The sequence below is a fragment of the Stenotrophomonas sp. G4 genome (genome assembly GCF_003428825.1).
Classification (GTDB): Bacteria; Pseudomonadota; Gammaproteobacteria; order Xanthomonadales; family Xanthomonadaceae; genus Stenotrophomonas; species Stenotrophomonas indicatrix.
In genome coordinates, this window is record NZ_CP031741.1 from 3,380,327 (window position 1) to 3,403,854 (window position 23,528).

The following is a 23,528-nucleotide window of genomic DNA, read 5'->3' on the forward strand; positions in this document are numbered from 1 at the left end:
CGCCCTGTTCAGAACTTGTATCGTACACCGAAATACGCGCGCCGCCCGTAGCTCACCACCTCGCGGAAATTCCCGTAAAGCGGCTGGTACGCCACGCGTGGCTCGTCGGTCAGGTTCATCAGTTCCAGCGACAGCGACAGCTGCTTGTTCACCCGGTAACGCAGGCGCAGGTCGACGCTGGTGTTGTCATCGTAGTAGCGGTTCTGCTGCGCCGTGTTGCCGGTGAAGTCCTGGTAATAGTGCGAACGGAACTTGCCGATGGCCTGGATGTTGAAGCGGCCCACATCCCAGTAGAGGGAACCGGACAGCACATGCCGCGAGAATCCGCTCAGGCCGGCCGGCGGAACGATGGCCGGAATGATCGATCCATCGGCGGCCAACTGCTCGCCCAACCGCGAATCCTGCGTCTGGTAGTCGGCGTCGGCATAGTTGTAGCTGACCTTGAAGCCAAGGCCGTCGAACGGCTTGGGCAGATACGAGAACCGGTGGGTGGCACTGAGCTCGATACCGGTCAGGGTGCTGTCTTCATCGGTGGTCACCTGCTGGCGCACCGGCACGGTCACCGTCTGTCCGTTGAGGGTGTAGGTCTCCGGCACCAGCGCGGTGGCGGTGCCGCCGTTGAACTGCTTCCAGTACACCGCACCGGCCAGCAGCGTGTCCGGGTTCGCATACCACTCAAGCGAGACATCGCCGTTCCAGGACATCAGCGGCTGCGCAGCCGGATTGCCGCTGGCACTGATGTCGTCCAGCGCGTCGGCCAGGCCGGTATAGGTGGCATCGCTGCTGACATTGATGGTTCGCCCGGCACCGAGTGCGGCGATGTCCGGGCGTGACATCGCCCGGTACGCGCCCACCCGCAGCAACAGGTCCGGCTTCAGCTCGAACGCGGTATTCAGGCTTGGCAGCAGCTTGTCGTTGCCCGCCTTGAACACCTGGGTGGTGAAATCACCGGTGGGTTGCAGGCGGATCGTGCCGTCGCCGTTGTCGATGACCGCCAGGTCGGTGCGCACGCCTTCCGAACGCACGTCGGTCTTGACCCAGCGCAGGCCGACATTGCCGGTGACCGGCAGGCCGAACAGCGTGCTGCTGAATTCACCCATCAGGTACAGCGCGCGGGTTTTCTCGGTCACATCGACGTTGTTCGGGTCCTGGAAGTCCGGGTCCAGGCCACTGTCGCTGGTGCCGCGGAAGGACGCGTAGAGGCAGCTCGGATCGAAGTACGCCCACGAGGAGATCGTATTGCCGCTGGCCGCATCCATGAAGTCGTCCTGCGGGAACGGTGCACGGCAGGCACGGTTGGCGGCGATGATCTTGGCCTTGTCGGCCGCTACGCGCTGGTCGTAGTCGGTCACCAGGGTGTTGTCGCGCAGGCGGTAGTCGGCCTGGCTGGCGCGCACGCCGCCCTTGATGCGGGTGAAGAAACCGGACTGGGGCATGAAGCTGGCATCGAAGCGGCCGGCCTTGATCTTGTGGTCGTTCTCGGTCGCGCTGGAGGTCACCCGCGCCGCGCCGGTGTAGGCATCCCAGTTGTTCGGGTCGAAGTTCGGCGCCAGCGCGACGCTCGGCACCTCGCCATGCCAGTCCCAGTCGTAGTCGACATAGCCGGTGGCGCCGCTGCTGATGCCCGGCACGATGGCATTGTTGACGTCGCGCTGGTTGGCGCGCAGCCGGGTCATGCGCTCGCTGTCCAGGCGGTTGGTATGCGAATAGGAAAGATCGGTGGACAGCTCCCAGGCCGGGCTGGGGCGCAGGATCAGATTGAGGCCACCACCGGTGTATTCCTCGCCGCGCCAGTAGCGGTTGGAGGTCGAATCGATGGAAGTGCTGCCATGCAGGTGGCGGACGATGCCGTCCTCGTCCACCTCGCGCTGGGTGATGCCGCGTCGTGCATTGGACAGGCTCAGGTCGCTGCGGTCCTCGTCCCAGTTGCGCTCGGTATGCTCGAAATCGAGGTTGACCTCGACCACGTCGTTGGGCCGCCATTGGATCGCCGCGAATTCGCTCTGGCGGTCATTGCGTTCCTGCTTCAGGCGATAGATGCGGCTGCTTGGCACCAGATAGTACGGCGCGCCGTTGGCGATGGCCTGTGCGCTGACCTCATTGCAGTTGGCATTGGCCACGTTCTGCCTGCCATCGCAGGCATACCAGGTGGAGCCGCTGGTGATGCTCTCCTCCGGATCGGTGCCCTCCAGCCGCTGGATGCCCAGTGAGATGCCGAGCTTCTGGCCGTTGCCGAATTCGAACTGGTCGATGTAGCTGGCGGTACCGCGATAGCCGATGCCATCGTCGTCGCGGTACTTCTTGTCATACTCGGCCCAGCTGCCACGCAGATCGATCTGCGCCGAGCGCTTGCCGTACTCCAGCGGCTTGACCGTCTCCAGCCCGATGGTGCCGGCGACACCGCCTTCGATGATGTCGGCACGCTGGGTCTTGTAGATCGCCACCGTATTGATCAGCTCGGCCGGGAACATGTTGAAGTTCACCGAGCGGTCGCCGCTGCCGTTGGTGATCTCGCGGCCGTTGAAGTTGGTGCTGCTGAGGAAGGCGCCGAGACCACGGATCGAGATTTCCGATGCGCCGGTCTTGTCGCGGGTCGAGGCGGCACCGGTCAGCGTTTCGATCGCATCGGCCAGTGATGGCGCGGGCAGGTCGCCGATGTCGTCGGCCGACAACACATCGGCGATCACCGTGTCGTCGCGTTTCTTGTTGATCGAGCTCTGCATCGATTCGCGGATGCCGGTGACCTGGACCTGGTCCAGGGTGGTGGCGTCCTGCCCGGAACCGCTGCCGGCAGACTGCGCCTGCACGGCCGGTGAAGCCGCCAGCGCAGCGAGCAGTGCCACGATCAGCGGTGTGGGTGACAACGATGTACGACGTACAACTCCGGCGGGTTGCGGCATGGTTTTCCTCCTCCCAAAGGATCGCCCGGACGGTAGGCGTGGGACGCAGCTTCGACACGTCGACACAGAAATGTCAACCAACTGGACTGGATTTTTCGTAATACCTTTGATTCAGACCGGTTGCCCGGCATTTCATGTGCTGATGCAGCATGACTTTGCGCGCAACGTGGCTTACAACACATCTACCAAGTGGTATGCACACCCACTCCGTAACCGCGGCATCGCCGTCTCTGGAAGGACTTCATGCGCATTCAACCGACTTCGCACCGCCTTTCGAAACCCACCCTTGGATATTGCCTGGCAATTGGACTGGCAACATGCCTGACCAGTTTGCCGGCGAATGCTGCAAGCTGGCTGGTCCATGATGCCGCCGAGTTCGCCACCGCCGCTGCCGCACTGCAACCCGGAGATGAAATCGTGCTGGCCGATGGCACCTGGACCGATGCGCGCCTGCTGCTGAAGGGCCAGGGCACCGCCGCCGCGCCGATCGTGCTGCGCGCGCAGACGCCGGGCAAGGTGATCCTCAGCGGGGGGTCGGACCTGCGCCTGGCCGGCAGCTACCTGCAGGTCTCCAACCTGGTATTCCGCAACGGCTACACCCCGGGCGACGCCGTGGTGGCGTTCCGCGAGTCGAGCAAGGCAGTGGCCAGCCACAGCCGCGTCACCGGCCTGGTCATCGATGACTACAGCAACCCCGATGGCAGCGACCAGGACTACTGGGTGTCGCTGTACGGCAGCAACAACCGCCTCGACCACAGCCAGCTGCGCGGCAAGACCAACGCTGGCCCGACGGTGGTGGTGGTGCGCGATGCCACCCAGGGCCTGGACAACCAGCACCGCATCGACCACAACTGGTTCGGCCCGCGGCCAGCGCTGGGCGTCAATGGCGGAGAGACGATCCGCGTCGGCACCAGCGACACCTCGCTGAGCGATTCCAACAGCACGGTGGAGAACAACTGGTTCGAGGGCTGCGATGGCGAGACCGAGATCGTCTCCAACAAGTCCGGCGGCAATACCTTCCGCGGCAACGTGTTCTATCGTTCGGCCGGCGCGCTGACCCTGCGCCATGGCAACGGCAACCGGGTGGTCGACAACCTCTTCCTCGGCGACGACAAGGCCGGCACCGGCGGCGTGCGCATCATCAATGCCGACCAGACCGTCAGCAACAACTACTTCGAACGGCTGGCCGGCTCCAGCAACCGCTCGGCACTGGCGGTGATGGATGCACAGGCCAATCCGCCGTTGTCCGGCTACGCGCCGGTGGTCAACGCGACCATCAGCCGCAACACCTTCGTCGACGTGGCGAAGATCAGCTTCGGTGTGGGCCATGACGAAACCAAGGGCATCGTGGTCGCCGCCAGCAACAGCCACTTCAGCGGCAACCTGATCGTCAACCGCACCAGCAAAAATCCGCCGAATGCGGCCAGTTCGCTGGCCGGCATCGCCTTCAGCAACAACGTGCAGTCGCCGCAGGCCAGCAGCGTGTTCCCGGGCGGGGTGAGCAGCGCCAGCATCACCCTGCAGCAGGCCGCCAGCGGCCTGTGGGTGCCGGCAACGCCCCTGCCCGCCATCGGCGCCGATCAGGCGCTGGCAATGACCCCGCGCGAACAGACGGGGGTGGACTGGTATCCCAAGGTGGGCGAGGTTGCCCTGTCACGCACCAGCACCGGAGTTGATCGATGAGGTTGCAGCCGCTGTCCCTTTGTTCCCACCGTCTGGCGCTCGCCCTCGCCCTGGCCGCTCCCTTCGCCCTGTTGCCGACGGCACCGCTGCATGCGGCACCTGCCGCAGCCGCCCGACAAGGCGATACCGCGCCGGTACTGGTGACCGCCGCGCAGTGGCAGCAGATGGCCAGCGAAGGCAGCCGCTATCCGTGGTTCGCCAAGGAACAGGCGCGTACGCAGAAATCGCTGCAGAAGATGATGAAGGCCGGCATCGACGTGCCGGTGCCGAAGGACAAGGGCGGCGGCCGCACCCATGAGCAGCACAAGCGCAACTACCAGGCCCTGCTGGCCGCCGGCACCCTGTACCGGCTGACCGGCGACAAGGCCTATGTCGCCTATTCGCGCGACATGCTGCTGCAGTACGCCAAGCTCTACCCGACCCTCGGCCCGCATCCGGAAGGACGCGGGCAGATTCCCGGCCGGGTGTTCTGGCAGGTGCTCAACGATTCGGTCTGGCTGGTCAACGCCATCCAGGGCTACGACGCGATCCGCGATGCGCTGTCGCCGCAGGATCGGCAGACCATCGAATCGCAGGTGTTCCGGCCGATGGCCGAGTTCCTGGCCAGCGAGCCGAAGAACTATGACCAGATCCACAACCACGCGACCTGGGCGGTGGCCGCCACCGGCATGACCGGCTACGTGCTGCGTGATCGCGAACTGGTGGAGAAATCGCTGCGCGGCAGCCGCAAGGATGACCAGTTCGGTTTCCTGCGGCAGATCGACCTGCTGTTCTCGCCCGATGGCTATTACGAGGAAGGCCCCTACTACCAGCGCTATGCGCTGGCGCCGTTCCTGCTGTTTGCCAACGCGATCGAACGCAACGAGCCGCAGCGGAAGATCTTCGCGCGCCGCGACGGCGTGCTGCTGAAGGCGGTGGACGTGCTGGTGCAGACCAGCTACGACGGCCTGTTCTTCCCGATCAACGATGCGATCCTGGACAAGGGCATCGATACCGAAGAGCTGGTGGCTGGCATCGGCATCGCCTATGCGCAGGCCGGCGATGACCGTCTGCTGTCGGTCGCCCAGCAGCAGAAACGCCTGCTGCTGTCGCCGGAAGGGCTGCAGGTGGCGCAGGCGTTGGCAGCCAACAAAGCCAAACCGTTCGACTACCGGCCGATGCTGCTGCGCGACGGCCCGGACGGTGAACGCGGCGGTCTGGCGATCCTGCGCATGGGCGGCGAACGCGGCCAGGCGCTGGTGCAGAAGGACACCATGCAGGGCATGGGCCACGGCCACTTCGACAAGCTCAACTGGTTGTTCTACGACAACGGCAATGCCGTGGTGACCGACTACGGTGCGGCGCGCTTCCTCAACGTGGAAGCCAAGCGCGGTGGCATCTATCTGGCCGAGAACCGCAGCTGGGCCAAGCAGACCGTGGCCCACAACACGCTGGTGGTGAACGAGCAGAGCCACTTCAAGGGCGACTGGAAGCGCGGTGAGGAACTCGCCCCGCAGGTGCGCTTCTTCCAGGCCGACGCAGATACCCAGATCGCCTCGGCGACGATGCGCGATGCCTATCCGGGCGTGGTGTTCACCCGCACCCAGGCACTGCTGCGCCACCCCGAACTGGGCCTGCCGGTGGTGCTGGACCTGCTGCAGGTGCACGGCGACAAGGCTGCACGCTACGACCTGCCGCTGCACTTCAACGGCCACATCGTCACCACCGGTTTCGAGGCCGAGCATTTCCCCACCCAGCGGCCGGTGCTCGGCAGCGACAACGGTTACCAGCACCTGTGGCTGGACGCACGCAGCAAGGCCGGCAGTGAGCCGCGCACGCTGGCGTGGCTGCTCGACGGGCGCTTCTACACCTACCGCTTCGGCAGCAGCGCGCCGGCGCAGGCGTTGCTGGTGGAGAGCGGTGCCAATGATCCCGAGTTCAACCTGCGCCGCGAACCGGCGCTGCTGCAGCGCGTGGAAGGACAGAAGGATGTGACCTTCTTCAGCGTTCTGGAGCCGCATGGCGAGTACAACGGCACCGCCGAGTACGTGCACGATGCCGACAGCCGCATCAAGCAGATCATCCGCACCCGCGGCAGTGATGCCGAGGTGCTCGAGCTGCGCCTGGCCAGCGGCGCCCGCATCGCACTCGGCGTGGCCGACGACAGCGGGGCGAAGGGCGAACACAGCGTGACGGTGGATGGCCATGCCTACCACTGGAGCGGCAGCCATGCGCGCATGGACCGCAGCAAGGGTGAGGCACGATGAACGGCCCCTCGGCCGTGGCCACGCTGCGCAAGGTGCCGGTGCGCTCGGCCGTGCGCTGGCTGATCGTCGGCCTGATCGCGGTGGCCACGGTGATCAACTACATCGACCGCAATGCACTGGCGGTGATGTGGCCGGAGATCGCCAGGGAAGTCGGCGCGACCAAGGACGATTACGCACTGCTGGTCACCGTGTTCATGCTGTTCTATGCCGCCGGCCAGTTCCTGTTCGGGCGCCTGTTCGACATGATCGGGACGCGGCTGGGGTTCGCGTTGTCGATCAGTGTGTGGTCGATCTCGATCGCGCTGCATTCGGTCACCCACTCCATGCTCTCCTTCAGCGTGGTGCGGGCGATGCTGGGCATCAGCGAAGCCGGCGCCTGGCCCGGCGCGGTGAAAGCCAACGCCGAATGGTTCCCGGCGCGTGAGCGTGCCCTCGCACAGGGCATCTTCAACGCGGGCGCGTCCATCGGTGCCATCGTTTCGGCGCCGGCCATCGCCGGCCTGTACCTGTGGCTTGGCTGGCGCGGCACCTTCGTGCTGGTCGGTGCACTTGGCTTCCTGTGGCTGCTGCCATGGCTGTTCGTCTATCGCGCCGGCCCGGACAAGCATCCGTGGGTGAGTGACGCCGAGCGGCGCCTGATCATGGAAGACCAGGCTGGCCAACAACGCGCGGATGCACCGAAGGTCAGCGTGCGTTCGCTGCTGGCCCACCGGCAGAGCTGGGGCATGCTCGCCTGCCGTTTCCTGCTGGATCCGATCTGGTGGCTGTTCGTGTCGTGGCTGCCGATCTACCTGGCCGAGACCTTCGGCTTCGACATCAAGCAGATCGGCCTGTTCGCCTGGGTGCCCTTCGTCGGCGCCATGCTCGGCAGCCTGAGCGGCGGCTGGCTGTCGGGGCGCCTGATCAATGCCGGCCACAGCGTGGACCGTGCGCGCAAGCTGTCGATTTCGCTGGGCTGCGTGATCATGGCCCCGGCCCTGCTGGGTGCGGTACTGGCCAACCAGCCGCTGTTTGCGGTACTGGCGATTGCAGCAGTGCTGTTCGGTTTCCAGATCGCCATCGGCAACATCCAGACCCTGCCCGGCGATCTGTTCGACGGCCGCTCAGTGGGCACGCTGGCCGGTCTCGGCGGCCTGGCCGCCGTAGCCGGAACGTTGATCACCACCTGGCTGGTACCGGTGCTGACCCGCCATTCCTATGCACCGATCTTCATCCTCGTTGCCGCACTGGTGCCGCTGTCGCTGGCCGCACTGTGGTGGTGGACCGGACCGATCCACAAGCTTGACCGCACCGACGGTTGAGCCCCCCCCATTTCCTCGCATTCCCCCGCAAACCAAGGAGTTTCCCGCATGTCGTTCCAGGACAAGGTGGCCATCGTCACCGGTGGTGGCCGTGATATCGGCCGTGCCGTCTCGATCAAGCTGGCTGCGGCCGGTGCACGCGTCTGCCTCAACTACGCCAACGACGAAGCCAGCGCGCAGGAGACGCTGGCGCTGATCAAGGCGGCCGGCGGCCAGGCCATCGCCCACCGCGCCGACGTCACCGATCCCGCCGCCGTGGCCGGCCTGGTCGCAGCAACGCAGGCTGCATTCGGCCAGCGCATCGACGTGCTGGTGAACGTGGCCGGCGGCATGGTCGAGCGTCGTCCGCTGGCCGACATCGACCCGGCGTTCTTCCACAAGGTCATCGACCTCAACCTGACCTCCACCTACCTGACCACCCACGCCGTGGTACCGCACATGGGCGAAGGCGCGGCGATCGTGAACTTCGCCTCGCAGGCCGGTCGCGATGGCGGCGGCCCCGGCGCGGCGATCTACGCCACCGCCAAAGCGGGCGTGATGACCTTCACCCGGGCCATGGCCAAGGAACTGGGGCCGAAGGGTATCCGCGTCAACGCGCTGTGCTGCGGCATGATCGCCACCCGCTTCCATGACGAATTCACCAAACCGGAAGTGCGTACGGCGGTGGCCGGCGCGACGCCGCTGCGTCGCCAGGGCCTGCCGGACGAAGCCGCCGATGCGGCGGTGTACCTGGCGTCGGATGCAGCAGCGTTCATCACCGGTGCCAATCTGGACGTCAACGGCGGCACCTACTTCTCCTGACCGGACCGAAGCCCATGCAGCGCTGGATCACCCTGCTTTCCCTGGCCATCGGCACCGCCGTGGCCGCCCCCGTGGCGCTGGCCGCACCGGTCTGGGTCACCGCCTGGACCGCTTCGCCCGCGCCTGACCGCAAGGATGGCAGCGCTGACGCGCCCGTGCAGTTCGCAGCGCAGACCGTGCGCCAGGACATGCGCCTGGGCAGCAAGGGCGATGCGCTGCGGCTGCGCATCAGCAACGAACTGGGCACCACGCCGCTGCATGTGGAAGACGTACGGGTGCGCCTGAAGGATGGCAAGGCGGCAGCGCTGCCGGTCACCGTCGATGGACGCACGTCCATCGACGTACCGGTGGGCGCAGCGCTGATCAGTGATGCACTGCCCTTGCCGGTTGCCGCCCTGCAGGGGATCAGCGTGACCGCGTACTTCCCGCAGCCCACCCGCCCCGCGGTGCGGCGTACGGTGGTGCGGGTGGCCGACGGAAAGCAGGACGCGGTGGCCGACAGCGTGCGCGTGGGCTACCAGCAGAACGTGTTCTCTGCGGTACTGGTGCAGCGCGCGGACCGGCCGCAGGTGATCGTGGCCCTGGGTGATTCCATCACCGAGGGCGCGACGGCCTCGCGTGGCTCGTTCAACCAATGGCCCGAGCGCTTGGGCCAGCGCCTGCAGCAGGCGTGCCCGGACCGCTTCGTGGTGCTCAACCAGGGCATCAGCGGCAACAAGCTGCTGGACCATGGCCGCAGCCACAGCGTGCTGTCACGGCTGGATCGCGACGTGATCGCAGTGGCCGACGCCGACCAGGTGATCCTGTTCGAAGGCATCAATGACATCCGCCACGGTGGCGGCGCACAACCGCTGCCGGGACGCAGCGCGGCAGACATGCTGCTGGGCTACCGCCAGGTGGCCGCGCGGCTGCATGCACATGGCATCCGCGCCCATCTAGGAACGCTGACACCCTTCGGCGATTCGGAGCGCTACGAACCGGTATCGGCTGCCACCCGCACCGCGATCAACCAATGGGCGCGTAGCCAGGACACCGGCTTCGATGGTGTGGTGGATTTCGATGCGGCCCTGCGTGATCCGAAACAGCCGGAATCACTGCCGGCGGACATCACCCGCGATCATCTGCACCCGAACGACGAGGGCTACCGGCGCATGGCCGACGCGATCAACCTGGCGGCGCTGGGCTGCAACGCGCGTTGAAAGAGCGCCGAGCCGGTTTACCCCGGTTGCCGCGGCCCGAACATGATCACTGCCATGCCGGCCAGGCAAAGCGCAGCCCCCAGCATGTCCCAGCGGCTGGGACGGATGCCGTCGACCAGCCACAGCCAGAACAGCGCCGTGCCGATGTACACGCCACCGTACGCTGCGTACACGCGTCCGCTGGCGGTCGGGTGCAGGGTCAGCAGCCAGGCGAACAACGCCAGGCTGGCCGCCGCCGGCAGCAGCAACCAGATGCTGCCGCCCTTGCGTAGCCACAGCCAGGGCAGGTAACAGCCGACGATCTCGGCCAGCGCGGTCAGCAGGAACAGACCGAGCGTTTTCACGCCTTTTCCGTGGCCTTGGCGTGCTGCCAGAGCGCTTCCTGCGCATCCAGGTCGAGTGCGGCCAGCGAATCGCCTTGTGCCTCGGCCTGCGCCTCCATCGAACGGAAGCGACGTTCGAACTTGTGGTTGGCCCCACGCAGCGCCGCGCCCAGATCGATGTCCGCATGGCGCGCCAGGTTGGCGCACACGAACAGCAGGTCACCCAGTTCCTCCTGCAGGCGCGCCTTGTTGCCCACGATGTCACCGCGTTCGAACTCTTCGCGCAGTTCCTGCAGTTCCTCGGCCGCCTTGTCCAGTACCGGCAGCGGACCGGGCCAGTCGAACCCCACCTTGGCCGCGCGCGACTGCAGCTTCACCGCCCGCTGCCATTCCGGCAGGCCACGGGAGATCCCGGCCAGCGCCGAGGTGTCCTGATCGCCCTTTGCCTGGCGCTCAGCACGCTTGATCGCGTCCCAGTTACGCATCACGCCGTCGGCATCGTCGACGCTGACATCGGCAAACACATGCGGGTGCCGCCGCTGCATCTTGTCGCTGATCGCGCGCGCGACCTCGGCGAAGGCAAACGCACCCTGTTCTTCAGCCATGCGCGCATGGAACACGACCTGGAGCAGCAGGTCACCCAGTTCATCGCAGAGGTCGTCGAGGTCGCCCCGATCGATCGCGTCGGCCACTTCGTAGGCTTCTTCGATCGTATAGGGGGCGATGGTGGCGAAGTTCTGTTCCAGGTCCCAGGGACAGCCACCCTGCGGGTCGCGCAGGCGCGCCATGATGGCCAGCAGGCGCTCCAGCTCCGCGCTGGCGTTGCCTTTGGCAGGGGTATCGTGCGTGCTCATGCGTTTCTCCTGGATCAATCGGACAACCAGTCCCGCCACGGCAGGCTGGTATCACCCAGCGCCATGAAATCGCCGTTCAACAGCGTCGGCCGGCGGTTGTAGCGGAACGGCTTGCCGGTCCCGACCGAGAGCACCGCACCACCGGCTGCGTGCAGCACGCACTGGCCAGCAGCGGTATCCCATTCGGAGGTCGGGCCCAGCCGCGGATAGACATCCAGTCCGCCTTCGGCGATCCGGCAGAATTTCAGCGAAGAGCCCTGCACCACGGTCTCGATGTCGCCCATGCGGGCCAGCAAGGCATTCGTCTCCGCTGAACGATGCGAGCGGCTGGCGGCGACGCGAAGGGGCGCAGTCGCGGGTGTACGGGTACGCAGCACGGTGTCATGCACACCCTGCCGGCGATACGCCAGCTCGCCCCGCATCGCGTGCCAGACAATGCCGGTGACTGGCGACTGGACCACGCCGAACGCCGGGGCGCCCTGGTAGATCAGCGCGATGTTGACGCTGAACTCGCCATTGCGCTTGACGAAATCGCGGGTGCCATCAAGCGGGTCGACCAGCCAGTACGCGCCCCAGTGCTGACGCTGCTCCCAGGGCACCAGCGGCGACTCCTCCGACAGGATCGGCAGGTCCGGTGTCAGCTGGCGCAGCCCCTGCTGGATCACCCGGTCCGCGGCAAGGTCGGCAGCGGTGACCGGGCTGTCGTCGTCCTTGAGTGTCACATCGAAACCGTTGCTGTAGACCTGCATGATCGCCTGCCCGGCTTCCTGGGCGATGGCGATCGCGGTTTCGCGCAGTTCCGTGGTCAGCTTGATCATCGTGCTCCCTGCAGCCACTGGCGGGCGATGAACAGCGCCGCCAGCGAACGCCCTTCGGAAAAGTCCTCGCGCAGCATCAACTGGTCCAGATCGGCCAGCTTCCACGGCACCACGTCCAGTTCCTCCGGCTCGTCGCCGGCCAGCTTCTCCGGATACAGGTCGCGCGCGACCACCAGCCAGGACTGATGGCTCATGTAGGTCGGCGCCAGGGTCATCGCGCGCAGCACGTCGACCCGCCGAGCGCCATAGCCGGCCTCTTCCTTCAGCTCACGGTCGGCGGCCTGCTCCGGCGTTTCGCCGGCATCGATCCGGCCCTTCACCAGGCCAAGCTCGTAGCGGTGCATGCCGGCCGCGTATTCACGTACCAGCAGCACGGTTTCTTCATCCAGCATCGGCACCACCACCACCGCGCCATGGCCACGGCTGACCAGGCGTTCGAAGCGACGGCGTTCGCCGTTGGAGAACTCCAGGTCCAGGTGCTGGCGCTGGAAGGGCCCGTTCTCCTCGTCGGTGATCCGATGGATGATCGGCAGAGGACGCCTTGCGCGGTCATCGTTCACGCGGAATCTCCGGGGCAGACGGCGCGTGCGCCGAGGCCGATAGAATGTGCAGGCAGCAACATGTTCATGAGCCCGAAATGCTAGCAGACCCAACCCCCTCTCCGCTGGTCCAGCACTGGCGGCAACGCGACCTCAAGGTTCTGTGGCACCCGTGCACGCAGATGCGCGAGCATCCGGACACGTTGCCGCTGGTGCCGATCGCCCGCGGCGAAGGCGCCTGGCTGATCGATCACGACGGCAACCGCTACCTGGATGCGGTCAGCAGCTGGTGGACCAACCTGTTCGGCCATGCCGAGCCGCGCATCGGCGGCGCCATCGCCGCCCAGGCCGGGCAGCTGGAACAGGTGATGCTGGCCGGGTTCGGCCACGAGCCCGCGATCACCCTGGCTGAGCGCCTGTTGGCCCTCGCGCCGCGCCAGCCCGGCCGCGCGCCGTTGGCCAAGGTGTTCTACGCCGACAACGGTTCGGCCGGCGTTGAAGTGGCGCTGAAGATGGCCTTCCAGTATTTCCAGAACCGCGGTGAGACCCAGCGCACGCGCTTCGTCTCGCTGGAAAACGGCTACCACGGCGAGACGCTGGGCGCCCTCGCACTGGCCGACATTCCGCTGTACCGCCGGGTCTATGCGCCGCTGCTGGCCGAGGGCCTGTTTGCGCCCTCGCCCGACGCCTACCTGGCCGAGCCCGGGCAGAGTGCGGCCGACCGCGCACGCCAGGCCGCCGATGGCCTGGCCACGCTGTTCGACCAGCATCCGGGCGAGATCTGCGCGGTGATCCTGGAGCCACGGCTGCAGTGTGCCGGTGGCATGCGCATGCACGACCCGGCCTATCTGCAGCGCGTGCGTGAACTGTGTGACGCCCATGGTGCGTTCCTGATCGCCGACGAGATCGCCACCGGCTTCGGCCGCACCGGCACGATGTTCGCCTGCGAGCAGGCCGGGGTGATGCCGGACCTGCTGTGCCTGTCCAAGGGCCTGACCGGTGGTTTCCTGCCCTTGGCTGCGGTGCTGGCCACGCAGGCGCTGTACGACGCCTTCCTTGATGATTCGCGCGAGCGTGCCTTCCTGCATTCGCACAGCTACACCGGCAACCCGCTGGCCTGTGCGGCAGCGCTGGCCACGCTGGACATCTTCGTCGAGGACGATGTGATCGCGCGCAATCGCGGCATCGCCTCGGTGATGGGCACCTTGGCCGCGCCGTTCGCCGACCATCCGCACGTGGCCGATGTGCGCCAGGCCGGGATGGTGGTGGCCTTCGAACTGACCCGCAACGGTGACAAGCGCACGCCCTTCGATCCGGCCCTGCGGCTGGGACTGCACGCCTACAGGGCGGCGTTGAAACGCGGCGTGGTGCTGCGCCCGCTGGGCAACGTGCTGTACTGGATGCCACCGTACTGCGTGGATGACGAACAACTGGAGCTGCTGGCGCATACCACGCTGGCGGCCATCGACGAGGCGATTGCATGCGCGTGACCCGCTGCCCCATCGACCTGGCGCTGCACAGCGGCCAGACCGTGACCCTGCCGGAAGAGACGGCCAACCACCTGGTGCGGGTGATGCGCCTGCGCGAGGGTGACACCTGCGTGCTGTTCAATGGCGATGGCCATGACTACACCGCGACGCTGACGCTGGCGGGCAAGCGCGAGGTACAGGTACGCATCGACGCGGTGCAGCCGATCGCCAACGAATCTCCGCTGACCATCACCCTGCTGCAGGGCATTGCACGCGGCGAAAAGATGGACCTGATCCTGCAGAAGGCCACCGAACTGGGGGTGAGCGCCATCGTGCCGGTGAATGCCGAGCGCACCGAAGTGAAGCTGGATGCAGCACGCGCGGAAAAACGCGTGGCGCACTGGAACAACGTCGTGCAGTCGGCCTGCGGGCAGTCCGGTCGTGCGCGCATTCCGCAGGTAGGAGCGCCGCAGTCGCTGGCACAGGCCAGCGCAGCACTGCCCGCCGATACGTTGCGGTTGACCCTGGACCCGCTGGGAGCGCACCGGCTGTCGACACTGCAGGCAGCGCCGGCCGGCGGCGTGGTGATCGCCATCGGCCCGGAAGGTGGCTGGTCGCCGCGTGACCGTGAGCAGCTCGCCGCCGCAGGCTTCCAGGGCCTGCAGTTGGGCCCTCGCATCCTGCGCACGGAAACCGCAGGCCTGGCCGCAATCGCGGCCTTGCAGGCACGGCTGGGCGATCTGGGGTAAGGCTACGGTTCGTTGGCCGCTGCGCTCGCCGGGCATGGCCCGGCGCTACCGGTCCGGTGGCTGCCGCGCCCGCCGGACATGGACGGGCGCTACCCGATATCCGGAACGCCTGCGGTAGCGCCGGGCCATGCCCGGCGGATTCCGGTCAGGACGCCAGCGAATCCAGCGCAGCTTCCAGCGCGTCGAGATTCGGCAACAGCGCGCTCTGTTCGCCCAGCAGCACGCGCATGTGCACGATGTCAGGCAGGTTTTCCTCGGACGCGTCGGCCAGCAGGCCATCGCGCGGTACCGACATCAGCTGCGGGAAGCTCTGCGTCAACAGCGCGTAGTAGGGGCGCTGCGCGTTGCCGTTGAGGGACTTGAGCACCACCACCTTGTTGTGGCCTGCCACCGTCTCTTCGCCCAACCCGGAGAGCCGTGCGAACGACACCAGGGGCACCTGCCAGCCGTGCCAGCCGATCTCACCCACCAGCCAGCGCGGCGCGTCGGCGACCGCCTGCACCGGCACCCGCGACATCATCTCGGCCACGGTTGCATTGGGCAGCAGGACCCGTTCGGCACCGGCCGAGATCAGGACGCCACGGATCTCATCGTTGTTGGCGTAACTCATGCGGCATCTCCGTCGTCATCCAGGCCCCAGCGCGCGGCGATCACCTGCGCCAGTTCCTGCGGTTCACCGGCCACCATGCCGGCGGCGACCACGGCCGTCGCCGCAGCCGGGTCGTAGCAGCCTTCGCCTACCTGCCCGGCCACCCAGGCACCGGCGGCGGCGAGGTCCAACGCCGGGCCCACATGGGCCAGGTCGGCACCGCTGAGCAGCACCAGCGCGCTGTGCTCGGCCGACAGCGCGGCAATCGAGATGCCCTGCGCTTCGCTCTGGAAATACAGGCCATCGGCAGCAGCGTGCACGCCGATGTCATCGGCCAGCACGTGCACTTCGCCAGCGGTGGCGCGCTGGCCGGCTTCGGCCAGCTGCACCGGCAGCGGCGATACGCGCGCCATCTGCTTGACCAGGTTGCCGTAGCGGCCGCCGTCCAGGCGCATGTGCACCAGCACCGGCACGGCCAGTCCGCTGGGCAGGGCTGCGAGCAGGCGGCGCAATGCATCGGGACCGCCGATACCGGCCAGTACCAGCAGGGCACCGGCGCGACTGCCTGCGGGTGCGGCGGCGTCCAGGTCGACCAATGAAAGATGTGCGGTATCGAAGGCGGGTTCCGCCGCTGTGGTCGTGGCGGCCGCCTGTGGCGCTGCTGGCGCGTCGCTGCCCTCGTCGACCAGCGACCAGGCCGTGTGGTCGGTGAATACCGACGGCGCAGCGGCCGGTACCGGCGGCGGTTCCGGTGCAGCTTGCACAGGCGCTGACGTTTCCGGCAGCACCGGCTGCAGCGCAGCCAGCGCCTGCTCGAGCGCGACGGGCTCGTGCAGGTGTGCCGGCGGCGAATAGAGGCCATCAGCCGGCACGTCGTCGGCCCACGAACGGGCCTGTTCCAGGTGCGTCTGCAGCGCGGTTTCCTTCGGCACCGGCGGCGTCGACGGCAGGCCCGGCTCCAGCTGCAATGCCGGTTCGTCCTCGGCGCCGGGCGGCAGCACCTGCTGGTGGCCGTGCAGCTTGGCGGCAAGATGACGGCCCCAGCGCTGCGCTTCCCAACCATCGCGACGCGCGGCCAGTTCAGCCTCGTCGAACACCAGGGTCAAGCCGGGTGCTGACAGCGCCGGTTCCAGGCGCTCCAGCGCGTCTTCAATGGCCGCTTCCAGCGCGATCACCACGAACTGCGGGCGCGCATCATGCAGCGCCTGCGGCTCCAGCGTCATGGGATCGTCTTCCAGCACGATCTGCACGTCGGCATGGGCCAACGCCTCGCGCAGGCGCTCACGCGCCGCACCCGGGCGGGCCAGCAGGGCTACGGCCGGAACCGGATCGAGGTCACTCACGGACACGGGCAATCCCCAGCAAGTCGTACACGTTACGCATCAGGTCCAGCTCCTGGTACGGCTTGCCCAGGTAGCGCTGCACACCGATTTCGAAGGCGCGCTGGCGGTGCTTGTCGCCGCTGCGCGAGGTGATCATCACGATCGGCACGTCCTTGTAGCGCGGGTCGGCACGCATCGCGGTGGCCAGCTCGTAACCGTCCATCCGCGGCATTTCGATGTCCAGCAGCATCAGGTCCGGCACGCGCTCTTCCAGCTGTTCCAGGGCTTCGACGCCATCGCGGGCGACGCTCACCTCGAAGTTGTGACGCTCCAGGATGCGGCCGGTGACCTTGCGCATGGTCAGCGAATCGTCCACCACCATCACCAACGGCACCTGCCGTTCCTGGCGCGGCGCATTGACCAGTACCGGCGCGGTCGGGTTGGCCAAGAAACGACGCACCAGCGGGGCCACGTCCAGGATCACCACCACGCGGCCATCGCCGGTGATGGTGGCGCCGTAGATGCCCGGCACCGAGGCGATCTGCAGGCCCACCGGCTTGACCACGACTTCGCGGTTGCCCAGCACCTGGTCGATCGCAACGGCGGCGCGCAGGTCGCCGGCGCGGACCAGCAGCAGCGGCACCTGGGCCTGGCCGTCAGCGCGTGCCGGGGCCTGGCCTACCAGAGTGCCGAGGTCGTACAGCGGATAGTCTTCGCCACCGTACCGGTAGCTGCTGTCGGCGGCTTCGAAGCGCTCGTGCGACAGCCGGCCAATGCCACTGACCGAGGCGACCGGCACCGCGAAGGTGGTTTCGCCGATCTGCACGAACACCGCCTGGGTGACCGCCAGCGTCTGCGGCAGGCGCAGCGTGAAGCGCACGCCCTGGCCACGCACCGACTGGATGTCGACCGAGCCGCCGAGCTGGCGCACTTCGTTGCCGACCACGTCCATGCCCACGCCACGACCCGCCAGCTGGCTGACCTGATCGGCGGTGGAGAAGCCCGACGCGAAGATCAGGTTGTCCAGTTCCTGTTCGCTCGGCTGTGCATCGGCAGGCAGCAGGCCGCGCTCGATGGCACGACGGCGGATCGCCTCACGATCCAGGCCAGCGCCATCATCGGCCACGTCCAGCACGATTTCCGAGCCCTCGCGGTGCAGGCGGATGGCGATTTCACCTTCTTCCGGCTTGCCGGCGGCACGACGCTGCTCCGGTGCTTCCAGACCATGGGCCACCGAGTTGCGCAGCATGTGCTCCAGCGGCGCGACCATGCGATCAAGCACGTTGCGGTCGAGCTCGCCGTGGGTGCCTTCCAGGGTCAGGTGAACCTGCTTGCCGGTATCCATGCCGGCCTGGCGGACCACACGGCGCAGGCGCGGCACCAGGCCGTCGAACGGCACCATGCGCGCGCGCATCAGGCCATCCTGCAGTTCCGAACTGACACGCGACTGCTGCTGCAGGAGCGAATCGTACTGGCGCGACAGATCATCCAGCACGCCCTGCAGGCCGCCCAGATCGGCGGCCGACTCGTTCAGCGCGCGGCTGAGCTGCTGCAGGGTGGAGAAACGGTCCAGTTCCAGTGGATCGAACTTCTGGTCGGCCTGGTCCTGCTCGCGCTGGTAGCGGGCCACGATCTGCGCTTCGGTTTCCAGGTCCAGGCGACGCAGCTGGTCGCGCAGACGCGCATTGGTGCGTTCCAGTTCGCCCATCGCGCCACGGAAGGCGCCGAGCTGCTGTTCCAGGCGCGAACGATAGATCGCCACTTCACCGGCGTGGTTGACCAAGCGGTCGAGCAGGTCGGCGCGCACACGCACCTGTTCCTGCTGCGGACGGGCCAGCGGGTCTTCCTCGCTGGAACCTTCCACCGGCAACGGTGCCGACAACGGGGCATCGACCACGGCCACGGCCGGAGCCGCCTGCGCGCTCTGCTCTGCCTCAACGGCATCAGCAGCGCTGGCTGCAGCTGCGCTGGCCGCGGCGGAGATATCGGTCGTGGTGCGTGCTTCAAAGGCATCGAGCAGATCCTGTGCCGGCTCGACGATGCGGTGTTCGCCGGTGCGCGTCAGCAGCTGGTGCAGACGGTCGAAACCGCGTTCCAGCAACTGCACGTCAGCACGTTCGATCTCGGTGCGCCCGCCAGCGACGGCTTCCAGCAGCGATTCGATGCTGTGGCCAAGATCACCGATGGCATTGATGCCCGCCATGCGCGCGCCGCCCTTGAGCGTATGCAGATCGCGCTGCAGGCCGGCCAGGGCTTCGCGATCCTGCGGCGCTTCGCGCAGCTCGCTGATCAGCCCATCGCAATGATCCAGCAGGTCCTTGCCTTCCTCGACGAAGATGTCGACCAGCTCGCGGTCATGGATGCTGAAGTCGAGCAGGTCGGCACTGTCTTCGGATTCAGATTCAGAGTCGGAGCGGGTCTGGGCTTCTTCGGCCTGGGCTTCGAGCAGGGGCGCATCCGCCGGCACCACCGCGTCGACGCTGTCGATGACGAGAGGTTCAGCGTCGACCGCCGCAGCCTCCGCTGCGACCGGCACCACGATCATGCCGCTGTCCGCCGCGGGAACCTGGCCCGGAGCATCTTCCAGCTCGAAGAAACGCGAGGGCGAAATGGCGTCCTGCGCCGTCTCCGCGGCCCCGACGTCTTCCACCGTCGCCGGGGACGGCTGGTCGGTGCTCTCTCCTTCACCGACCGCCGCCTCCCCGCCGACGTCCGCATCCTCGGCAAAGGCTTCCGCCTCGCCGGGCGCGAGTTCGCTGGCCTGCAGGCCGAGCACGGACCATTGCCCGTCTTCGTCCTGGCCCTGCTCCTCGTCGATCACGTGAAGGCCGGCCTCGAGCGCGGCTTCCAGGGTGATCGGGTCTGCGAAGCCCGGCACAGCCATTTCATCCTGCAGGCTGGACAGCCCGCTGTCGAGTGGCACTGCAGCAGCGTCGTCGTCCTCTGCTGTTTCAGGCGTGAACGGCGACAGCGTATTCAGGTCGTTTGCGACATCCAGGTCGCGGTCATCAACAGGAAGTGCGCTGGCGTCCAGATACGGCGACAGATCGTCCACCGCAGTCAACGCGGCGTCTTCCGATGCCGTCACTGCCTGGCCAGCTTCGATCTCCGCTGCGGCGACAGTGGAAGCAGCCACCTGCGCTGTCGATTCCGGCGCCGGGCCGTCCGGCATCGACGGCCACCCTGCATCGAAGTAGCGCGACAGATCATCGCTGCCGGTCAATTCAGCGGACTCCAGGTCCGCATCGCTCAACGCATTTTCGCTGACCTGCAGCGCCTCCAGCACCTCGGCACCGGTGTTGCGTTCGACCTCCGGCTCGCTCTCCACCGCATGCACCAGCTCGACCATGTCGGCGTCGGCGGCATCCACTTCTGCGACCAGCGGAAGCAGCGGGTCTTCGTCTTCATCCTCGACGTCCAGCCCGGCCATCGGCCAGCGTGCTTCCGGCAGCTCGCCGGCCAGCGCCTGCAGGCGCTGCGCCAGTTCAGCCTGCGGCGCAATCCGCGGCTGCTCGGCCTGCAGCGCGTCCATGGTCGCGTTGATCGCCTGCGCGGTCTCGTCCAGGGCCGCCACGGCGTCATCACCCGGCACCACTTCTGCAGCCAGTGCACGCTTGATGTACGACTCGGCGCCGCCAGTGACAGCGGTGATTTCCGGCACCTCGGTCATCGCGAAGGCACCGTTCATGGTGTGCACCGCGCGCAGCAACGCATCGCTGACCGGCTGTGGCGCCTGCTGCGCCGAGCGCAACCAGCCCTGCAGCGTGGCCTGGTGGAGTTCCACCTCGGCCTCCAGGATCTCACGCAGCACGCTGTCGATGTTGGCCGGGGTACCCGGCGCTTCGACAGCGCTCTGTGCGGGGGCATCGACATCCGGCACGGCGCTGTCCAGCGGCGCGGCAGCATCGGTCGGCGCCTCGGCCGTCGGCGCGGTGGCGCCCGGCAGCGCAACGTAGAACGTTTCTTCGCCTGCACCCACGCGATCGGCGATGGCCTGCATCGCCTGCAGGTCGACACTGACCCGCTGGCCATCGCGCAGTGCCGCGTTCAACTGCGGCAGTGCCGTGTATGCGTGATCGACCATCGCCAGTACCGCCGGCGTGGGGGCACGGCTGCCATCAAGCACGCGGTTGAGCATGCCCTCGATCTTCCACGCGAACTCACCCAGGGTACGTGCGCCGACCAGGCGGCCACTGCCCTTCAGTGTGTGGAAAATGCGGCGGATCGGCCGCAGCCGGTCCATGTTGTCCGGTTGCATGCGCCATGCCGGCAGCAGCGTGCCGAGATTGCCCAGCTCGTCGTCGAATTCTTCCAGGAACACCTCGCGGATGTCCTGGTCGATGTTCTCGGCATCGTCGTCGAAACCCGCATCGAACCCGCCCTCGGCCACGGCTGGCGGCACGGTTCCGGCCGGCTCGACGGTTGCCTGCATGGCTTGGGGATTGAAGCCGGCGGCGGCGGCATTCAGCTCTGCGAAGAACTGCGCATCGGCTTCGCTGAAGTCGATCGGCGCGATGGTATCCACATCGACCAGTGCCACGGTCGGCGCAGCAGGCACGGCCGGCAGGTCGTCGGATGCGGGCAGGTCAGCGGCCGGTGCGACGTAGACTGCGGCATCGGTCGCAACGTCGCCGTCAACGGTGGAGCCGAACTGTTCGGTGATGGCCAGGCCATCGTCGGCCTGCGCCACCGCACCTGCGTCAATGAACTCCAGCGTCGCAGGCGAGGCCTGCTCGTCGTCCAACGACAGCGTTTCCATTGCCTCCAGCGACAACACGTCATCGGCGTTGTGCAGCAGGCTGCTGTCGAAACGGAACACCACATCGTCGCTCAGCGACGTGTGGCCGTCCTGCTCGGCGGCAACCGGATCGAAGGCCGGCGAAATGACCACGTCCAGCGACGCGGCAGACGACGCCTCGTCCAACGACGTCGCCAGGAAGGCGTCATCATTGCCGTCTACGGCGCTTGCCTGCGTGTCGCCCTCTTCCGGCACCGGCGCTTCGGACACCGTCCAGGCAGCGGTGTTGGGCTGCTCGGCGGACACCGGATCGAAGCTGTCGAACGTCGGCGCACGCTCGTCGCTGCGTTCGGCAGCACTCCCTGCCGGCGCGTCGAATCCACCCAGTTCCCACTGCGGCACTTCCGGCGCGGGGGCGCTGGAGGCAGCGAACAACAGGGGCGCCGGGGTGCCGTGCGGTTCGGCCGACAACGCTGGCGTACCCAGCGATCCGAACATCAGGCCGTTGTCGGCGGGCATAGCCTCCGGCAGCGGGTCGAAGGTGAAATCGGGCAGCGGCACCGGCACGTCACCCGGTGCCGGCGCGGAGGCCTGCACGTCGATATCCAGCGGTTCGATCTGCAGCGGCTCGGCTGCCGTGACCACAGCTTCGCGCATGACCGGCTGCACGTCTTCGGCAGCGACCACGCCGCGCTCGGGCAGCGGCCAGTAGCGCAGCGCTTCCAGGCTGCTGCGGGTGATGTCGAGGATGTCCTCGCGACCCGGACGGCGGTCACGCAGGGCTTCCAGGTAGTACTCCAGGCTGGCCATGGCGTCAGCCAGGGTGTCCAGCTGGCGACCACTGGGCACCCGCTGACGACCGATCAGTTCGGCTTCGATGTACTGCTGCACGCCGCGCAGATAGTCTGCCGCGGTGCCCAGGTCGAGCATGCGCAATGCGCCGGAGACATCGCCGAGCAGGCGTGGCACGTCCTGCAGTTCGGCGTGGTTCCAGCTGGTTTCGATGAAAGCGACGAAATGCTCGCGGGCGGCGGCGAAATTGGCGATCGCCTCGTGTGCCAGCACTTCCACCGTGCGCCGGTTCTCCACCGCGCTCGGATCATCCTGGCCACTGCCACTGGCACCGAGGTGTGCGACCTGGTCGTCCAGCGATGCATCGACATAGAGCAGTGCACCGGCGATATCCAGCAGCATGTCTTCGTCGATCTGCTGGCGCCCCTCGACAACCCCGCGCAGCGCGTCGCGCTGCTGCACGACCACGCCCCGCGCAGCGCCCAGGCCGAGCATGCCCAGTGTATCGGCCACCGAACCCAGCTTGGTCACCTGCTCCTGCAGCTGCTGCGGCGAACCGTCGGTACGCAGGTGCAGGTCCAGCGCGTCCTTGACCTGCAGCAGTTCTTCCTTGACCGCGTTGCCAACGGTGTCCAGCAGCTCCCGGTTGCGGCCGCTGAGGCTGCCGCGTGCATGGTCCAGTTCCGCTTCGGTGGCGGTCACCGACTCGGGCGCGAACGCGAACAGCACGCTGTCGTTGATCAGCGCTTCGCCACGGGCGGCACGGATCTCGTTGAGCAGCGGCTGCAGCACGATCGGGATGTCACGGTGCCCGTTCTGCAGGCGCTCCAGGTAATCGGGCAGCAGCACGCTGCCGCGCATCAGGGTGGCACAGGCCTCGTCGCGCTCGGCGACCTCGCCCTTGCCGACGGCGATGGCGAGCTGTTCCAGCTCCTCGGCCACCATCGCCGGTGCATACAGTTCGACCATGCGCAGCGTGCCCTGCACCTGGTGCAGGTAGCCGGCGCAGATGCGCATGCGGCTGCTGTCGGCCGGGTCTTCGGCGAAATACTCGACCTCATTGCGCACCAGGCGCAGGGTCTCGTCCAGCTCGGGCTTGACCCAGCCCAGGGCTGCGTGGCTCATCGCATCGCGCAGGCTGCTCATGGATGCGCTCCGGTCGCCGCCGCGCGACGGTCGCGCGGATCCTGGCGTGGGGAATGGAA

15 protein-coding genes are annotated in these 23,528 nt (G+C 67.2%); 7 read left to right on the forward strand and 8 right to left on the reverse strand.

Features of this window, described 5'->3' with window-relative positions:
- Positions 1-8 precede the first annotated feature (8 nt).
- On the reverse strand, positions 9-2,900 hold the full coding sequence (locus D0Y85_RS15605; protein WP_117311086.1) for a TonB-dependent receptor: 2,892 nt from the start codon (positions 2,898-2,900) through the stop codon (positions 9-11).
- 330 nt (positions 2,901-3,230) lie between these two features.
- Here D0Y85_RS15605 and D0Y85_RS15610 point away from each other — a divergent pair, with 330 nt between their 5' ends.
- From D0Y85_RS15610 to D0Y85_RS15630, 5 genes are read left to right on the forward strand one after another with little or no spacing between them, the layout of a single operon-like run.
- Positions 3,231-4,583 carry a polysaccharide lyase 6 family protein gene (locus D0Y85_RS15610; RefSeq protein WP_240329262.1) on the forward strand — a complete coding sequence of 451 codons (1,353 nt, stop codon included), beginning with the start codon at positions 3,231-3,233 and terminating at the stop codon, positions 4,581-4,583.
- A complete protein-coding gene (locus tag D0Y85_RS15615; protein ID WP_117311090.1) occupies positions 4,580-6,829 on the forward strand; it encodes an oligoalginate lyase in 2,250 nt (749 codons plus the stop codon). The genes D0Y85_RS15610 and D0Y85_RS15615 overlap by 4 nt, the downstream gene beginning before the upstream one ends.
- Complete coding sequence (locus D0Y85_RS15620; protein ID WP_117311092.1) at positions 6,826-8,130, forward strand: MFS transporter; 1,305 nt, start codon at positions 6,826-6,828, stop codon at positions 8,128-8,130. Before D0Y85_RS15615 ends, D0Y85_RS15620 begins: the two co-directional genes overlap by 4 nt.
- 48 nt (positions 8,131-8,178) lie before the next feature.
- Positions 8,179-8,931 (forward strand): glucose 1-dehydrogenase, encoded by a 753-nt coding sequence (locus tag D0Y85_RS15625; RefSeq protein ID WP_117311095.1) that lies wholly within the window; start codon positions 8,179-8,181, stop codon positions 8,929-8,931.
- A gap of 14 nt (positions 8,932-8,945) precedes the next feature.
- The gene (locus D0Y85_RS15630) at positions 8,946-10,130 is read left to right on the forward strand and encodes a GDSL-type esterase/lipase family protein (protein ID WP_117311097.1); all 1,185 of its coding nucleotides are present in this window, start codon (positions 8,946-8,948) and stop codon (positions 10,128-10,130) included.
- 17 nt (positions 10,131-10,147) lie between these two features.
- On the opposite strand, the gene D0Y85_RS15635 is transcribed toward D0Y85_RS15630, so the two are convergent.
- From D0Y85_RS15635 to nudE, 4 genes are read right to left on the reverse strand one after another with little or no spacing between them, the layout of a single operon-like run.
- Positions 10,148-10,474: a YnfA family protein gene (locus D0Y85_RS15635; protein ID WP_089236521.1), complete on the reverse strand. Its 327-nt coding sequence runs from the start codon at positions 10,472-10,474 to the stop codon at positions 10,148-10,150.
- Positions 10,471-11,307 (reverse strand): nucleoside triphosphate pyrophosphohydrolase, encoded by an 837-nt coding sequence (mazG, locus tag D0Y85_RS15640; protein WP_117311100.1) that lies wholly within the window; start codon positions 11,305-11,307, stop codon positions 10,471-10,473. The genes D0Y85_RS15635 and mazG overlap by 4 nt, the downstream gene beginning before the upstream one ends.
- Positions 11,308-11,321: 14 nt before the next feature.
- Positions 11,322-12,125, reverse strand: coding sequence for a 3'(2'),5'-bisphosphate nucleotidase CysQ (gene cysQ, locus D0Y85_RS15645; RefSeq protein WP_025877764.1), 804 nt, complete (start codon positions 12,123-12,125; stop codon positions 11,322-11,324).
- Positions 12,122-12,685, reverse strand: coding sequence for an ADP compounds hydrolase NudE (gene nudE, locus D0Y85_RS15650; RefSeq protein WP_093818697.1), 564 nt, complete (start codon positions 12,683-12,685; stop codon positions 12,122-12,124). The genes cysQ and nudE overlap by 4 nt, the downstream gene beginning before the upstream one ends.
- A gap of 77 nt (positions 12,686-12,762) precedes the next feature.
- On the opposite strand from nudE, the gene bioA reads away from it, so the two are divergent.
- Both bioA and D0Y85_RS15660 read left to right on the forward strand, forming a co-directional pair.
- The gene (gene bioA, locus D0Y85_RS15655; protein WP_229290149.1) at positions 12,763-14,154 is read left to right on the forward strand and encodes an adenosylmethionine--8-amino-7-oxononanoate transaminase; all 1,392 of its coding nucleotides are present in this window, start codon (positions 12,763-12,765) and stop codon (positions 14,152-14,154) included.
- Positions 14,145-14,882 carry a 16S rRNA (uracil(1498)-N(3))-methyltransferase gene (locus tag D0Y85_RS15660; protein ID WP_117311105.1) on the forward strand — a complete coding sequence of 246 codons (738 nt, stop codon included), beginning with the start codon at positions 14,145-14,147 and terminating at the stop codon, positions 14,880-14,882. The genes bioA and D0Y85_RS15660 overlap by 10 nt, the downstream gene beginning before the upstream one ends.
- 145 nt (positions 14,883-15,027) lie before the next feature.
- Here D0Y85_RS15660 and D0Y85_RS15665 read toward each other — a convergent pair whose 3' ends face one another.
- Genes D0Y85_RS15665 through D0Y85_RS15675 form a run of 3 tightly spaced genes read right to left on the reverse strand, consistent with a single transcriptional unit; the run spans position 15,028 to position 23,469 of the window.
- Entirely contained in the window at positions 15,028-15,492 is a 465-nt protein-coding gene (locus D0Y85_RS15665) for a chemotaxis protein CheW (protein ID WP_117311108.1), read from the reverse strand.
- Positions 15,489-16,820: a chemotaxis protein CheB gene (locus D0Y85_RS15670; RefSeq protein ID WP_117311957.1), complete on the reverse strand. Its 1,332-nt coding sequence runs from the start codon at positions 16,818-16,820 to the stop codon at positions 15,489-15,491. The genes D0Y85_RS15665 and D0Y85_RS15670 overlap by 4 nt, the downstream gene beginning before the upstream one ends.
- On the reverse strand, positions 16,807-23,469 hold the full coding sequence (locus D0Y85_RS15675; RefSeq protein ID WP_117311111.1) for an Hpt domain-containing protein: 6,663 nt from the start codon (positions 23,467-23,469) through the stop codon (positions 16,807-16,809). The genes D0Y85_RS15670 and D0Y85_RS15675 overlap by 14 nt, the downstream gene beginning before the upstream one ends.
- Between the last annotated feature and the right edge of the window lie 59 nt (positions 23,470-23,528).

Bases quoted from the DNA above. Each gene is read 5' to 3' on its own strand.
- D0Y85_RS15605 (WP_117311086.1), bottom strand. From the start codon at position 2,900: ATGCCGCAACCCGCCGGAGTTGTACGTCGTACATCGTTGTCACCCACA.
- D0Y85_RS15615 (WP_117311090.1), top strand. From the start codon at position 4,580: ATGAGGTTGCAGCCGCTGTCCCTTTGTTCCCACCGTCTGGCGCTCGCC.
- D0Y85_RS15620 (WP_117311092.1), top strand. From the start codon at position 6,826: ATGAACGGCCCCTCGGCCGTGGCCACGCTGCGCAAGGTGCCGGTGCGC.
- D0Y85_RS15625 (WP_117311095.1), top strand. From the start codon at position 8,179: ATGTCGTTCCAGGACAAGGTGGCCATCGTCACCGGTGGTGGCCGTGAT.
- D0Y85_RS15630 (WP_117311097.1), top strand. From the start codon at position 8,946: ATGCAGCGCTGGATCACCCTGCTTTCCCTGGCCATCGGCACCGCCGTG.
- mazG (WP_117311100.1), bottom strand. From the start codon at position 11,307: ATGAGCACGCACGATACCCCTGCCAAAGGCAACGCCAGCGCGGAGCTG.
- cysQ (WP_025877764.1), bottom strand. From the start codon at position 12,125: ATGATCAAGCTGACCACGGAACTGCGCGAAACCGCGATCGCCATCGCC.
- bioA (WP_229290149.1), top strand. From the start codon at position 12,763: ATGCTAGCAGACCCAACCCCCTCTCCGCTGGTCCAGCACTGGCGGCAA.
- D0Y85_RS15660 (WP_117311105.1), top strand. From the start codon at position 14,145: ATGCGCGTGACCCGCTGCCCCATCGACCTGGCGCTGCACAGCGGCCAG.
- D0Y85_RS15665 (WP_117311108.1), bottom strand. From the start codon at position 15,492: ATGAGTTACGCCAACAACGATGAGATCCGTGGCGTCCTGATCTCGGCC.
- D0Y85_RS15675 (WP_117311111.1), bottom strand. From the start codon at position 23,469: ATGAGCAGCCTGCGCGATGCGATGAGCCACGCAGCCCTGGGCTGGGTC.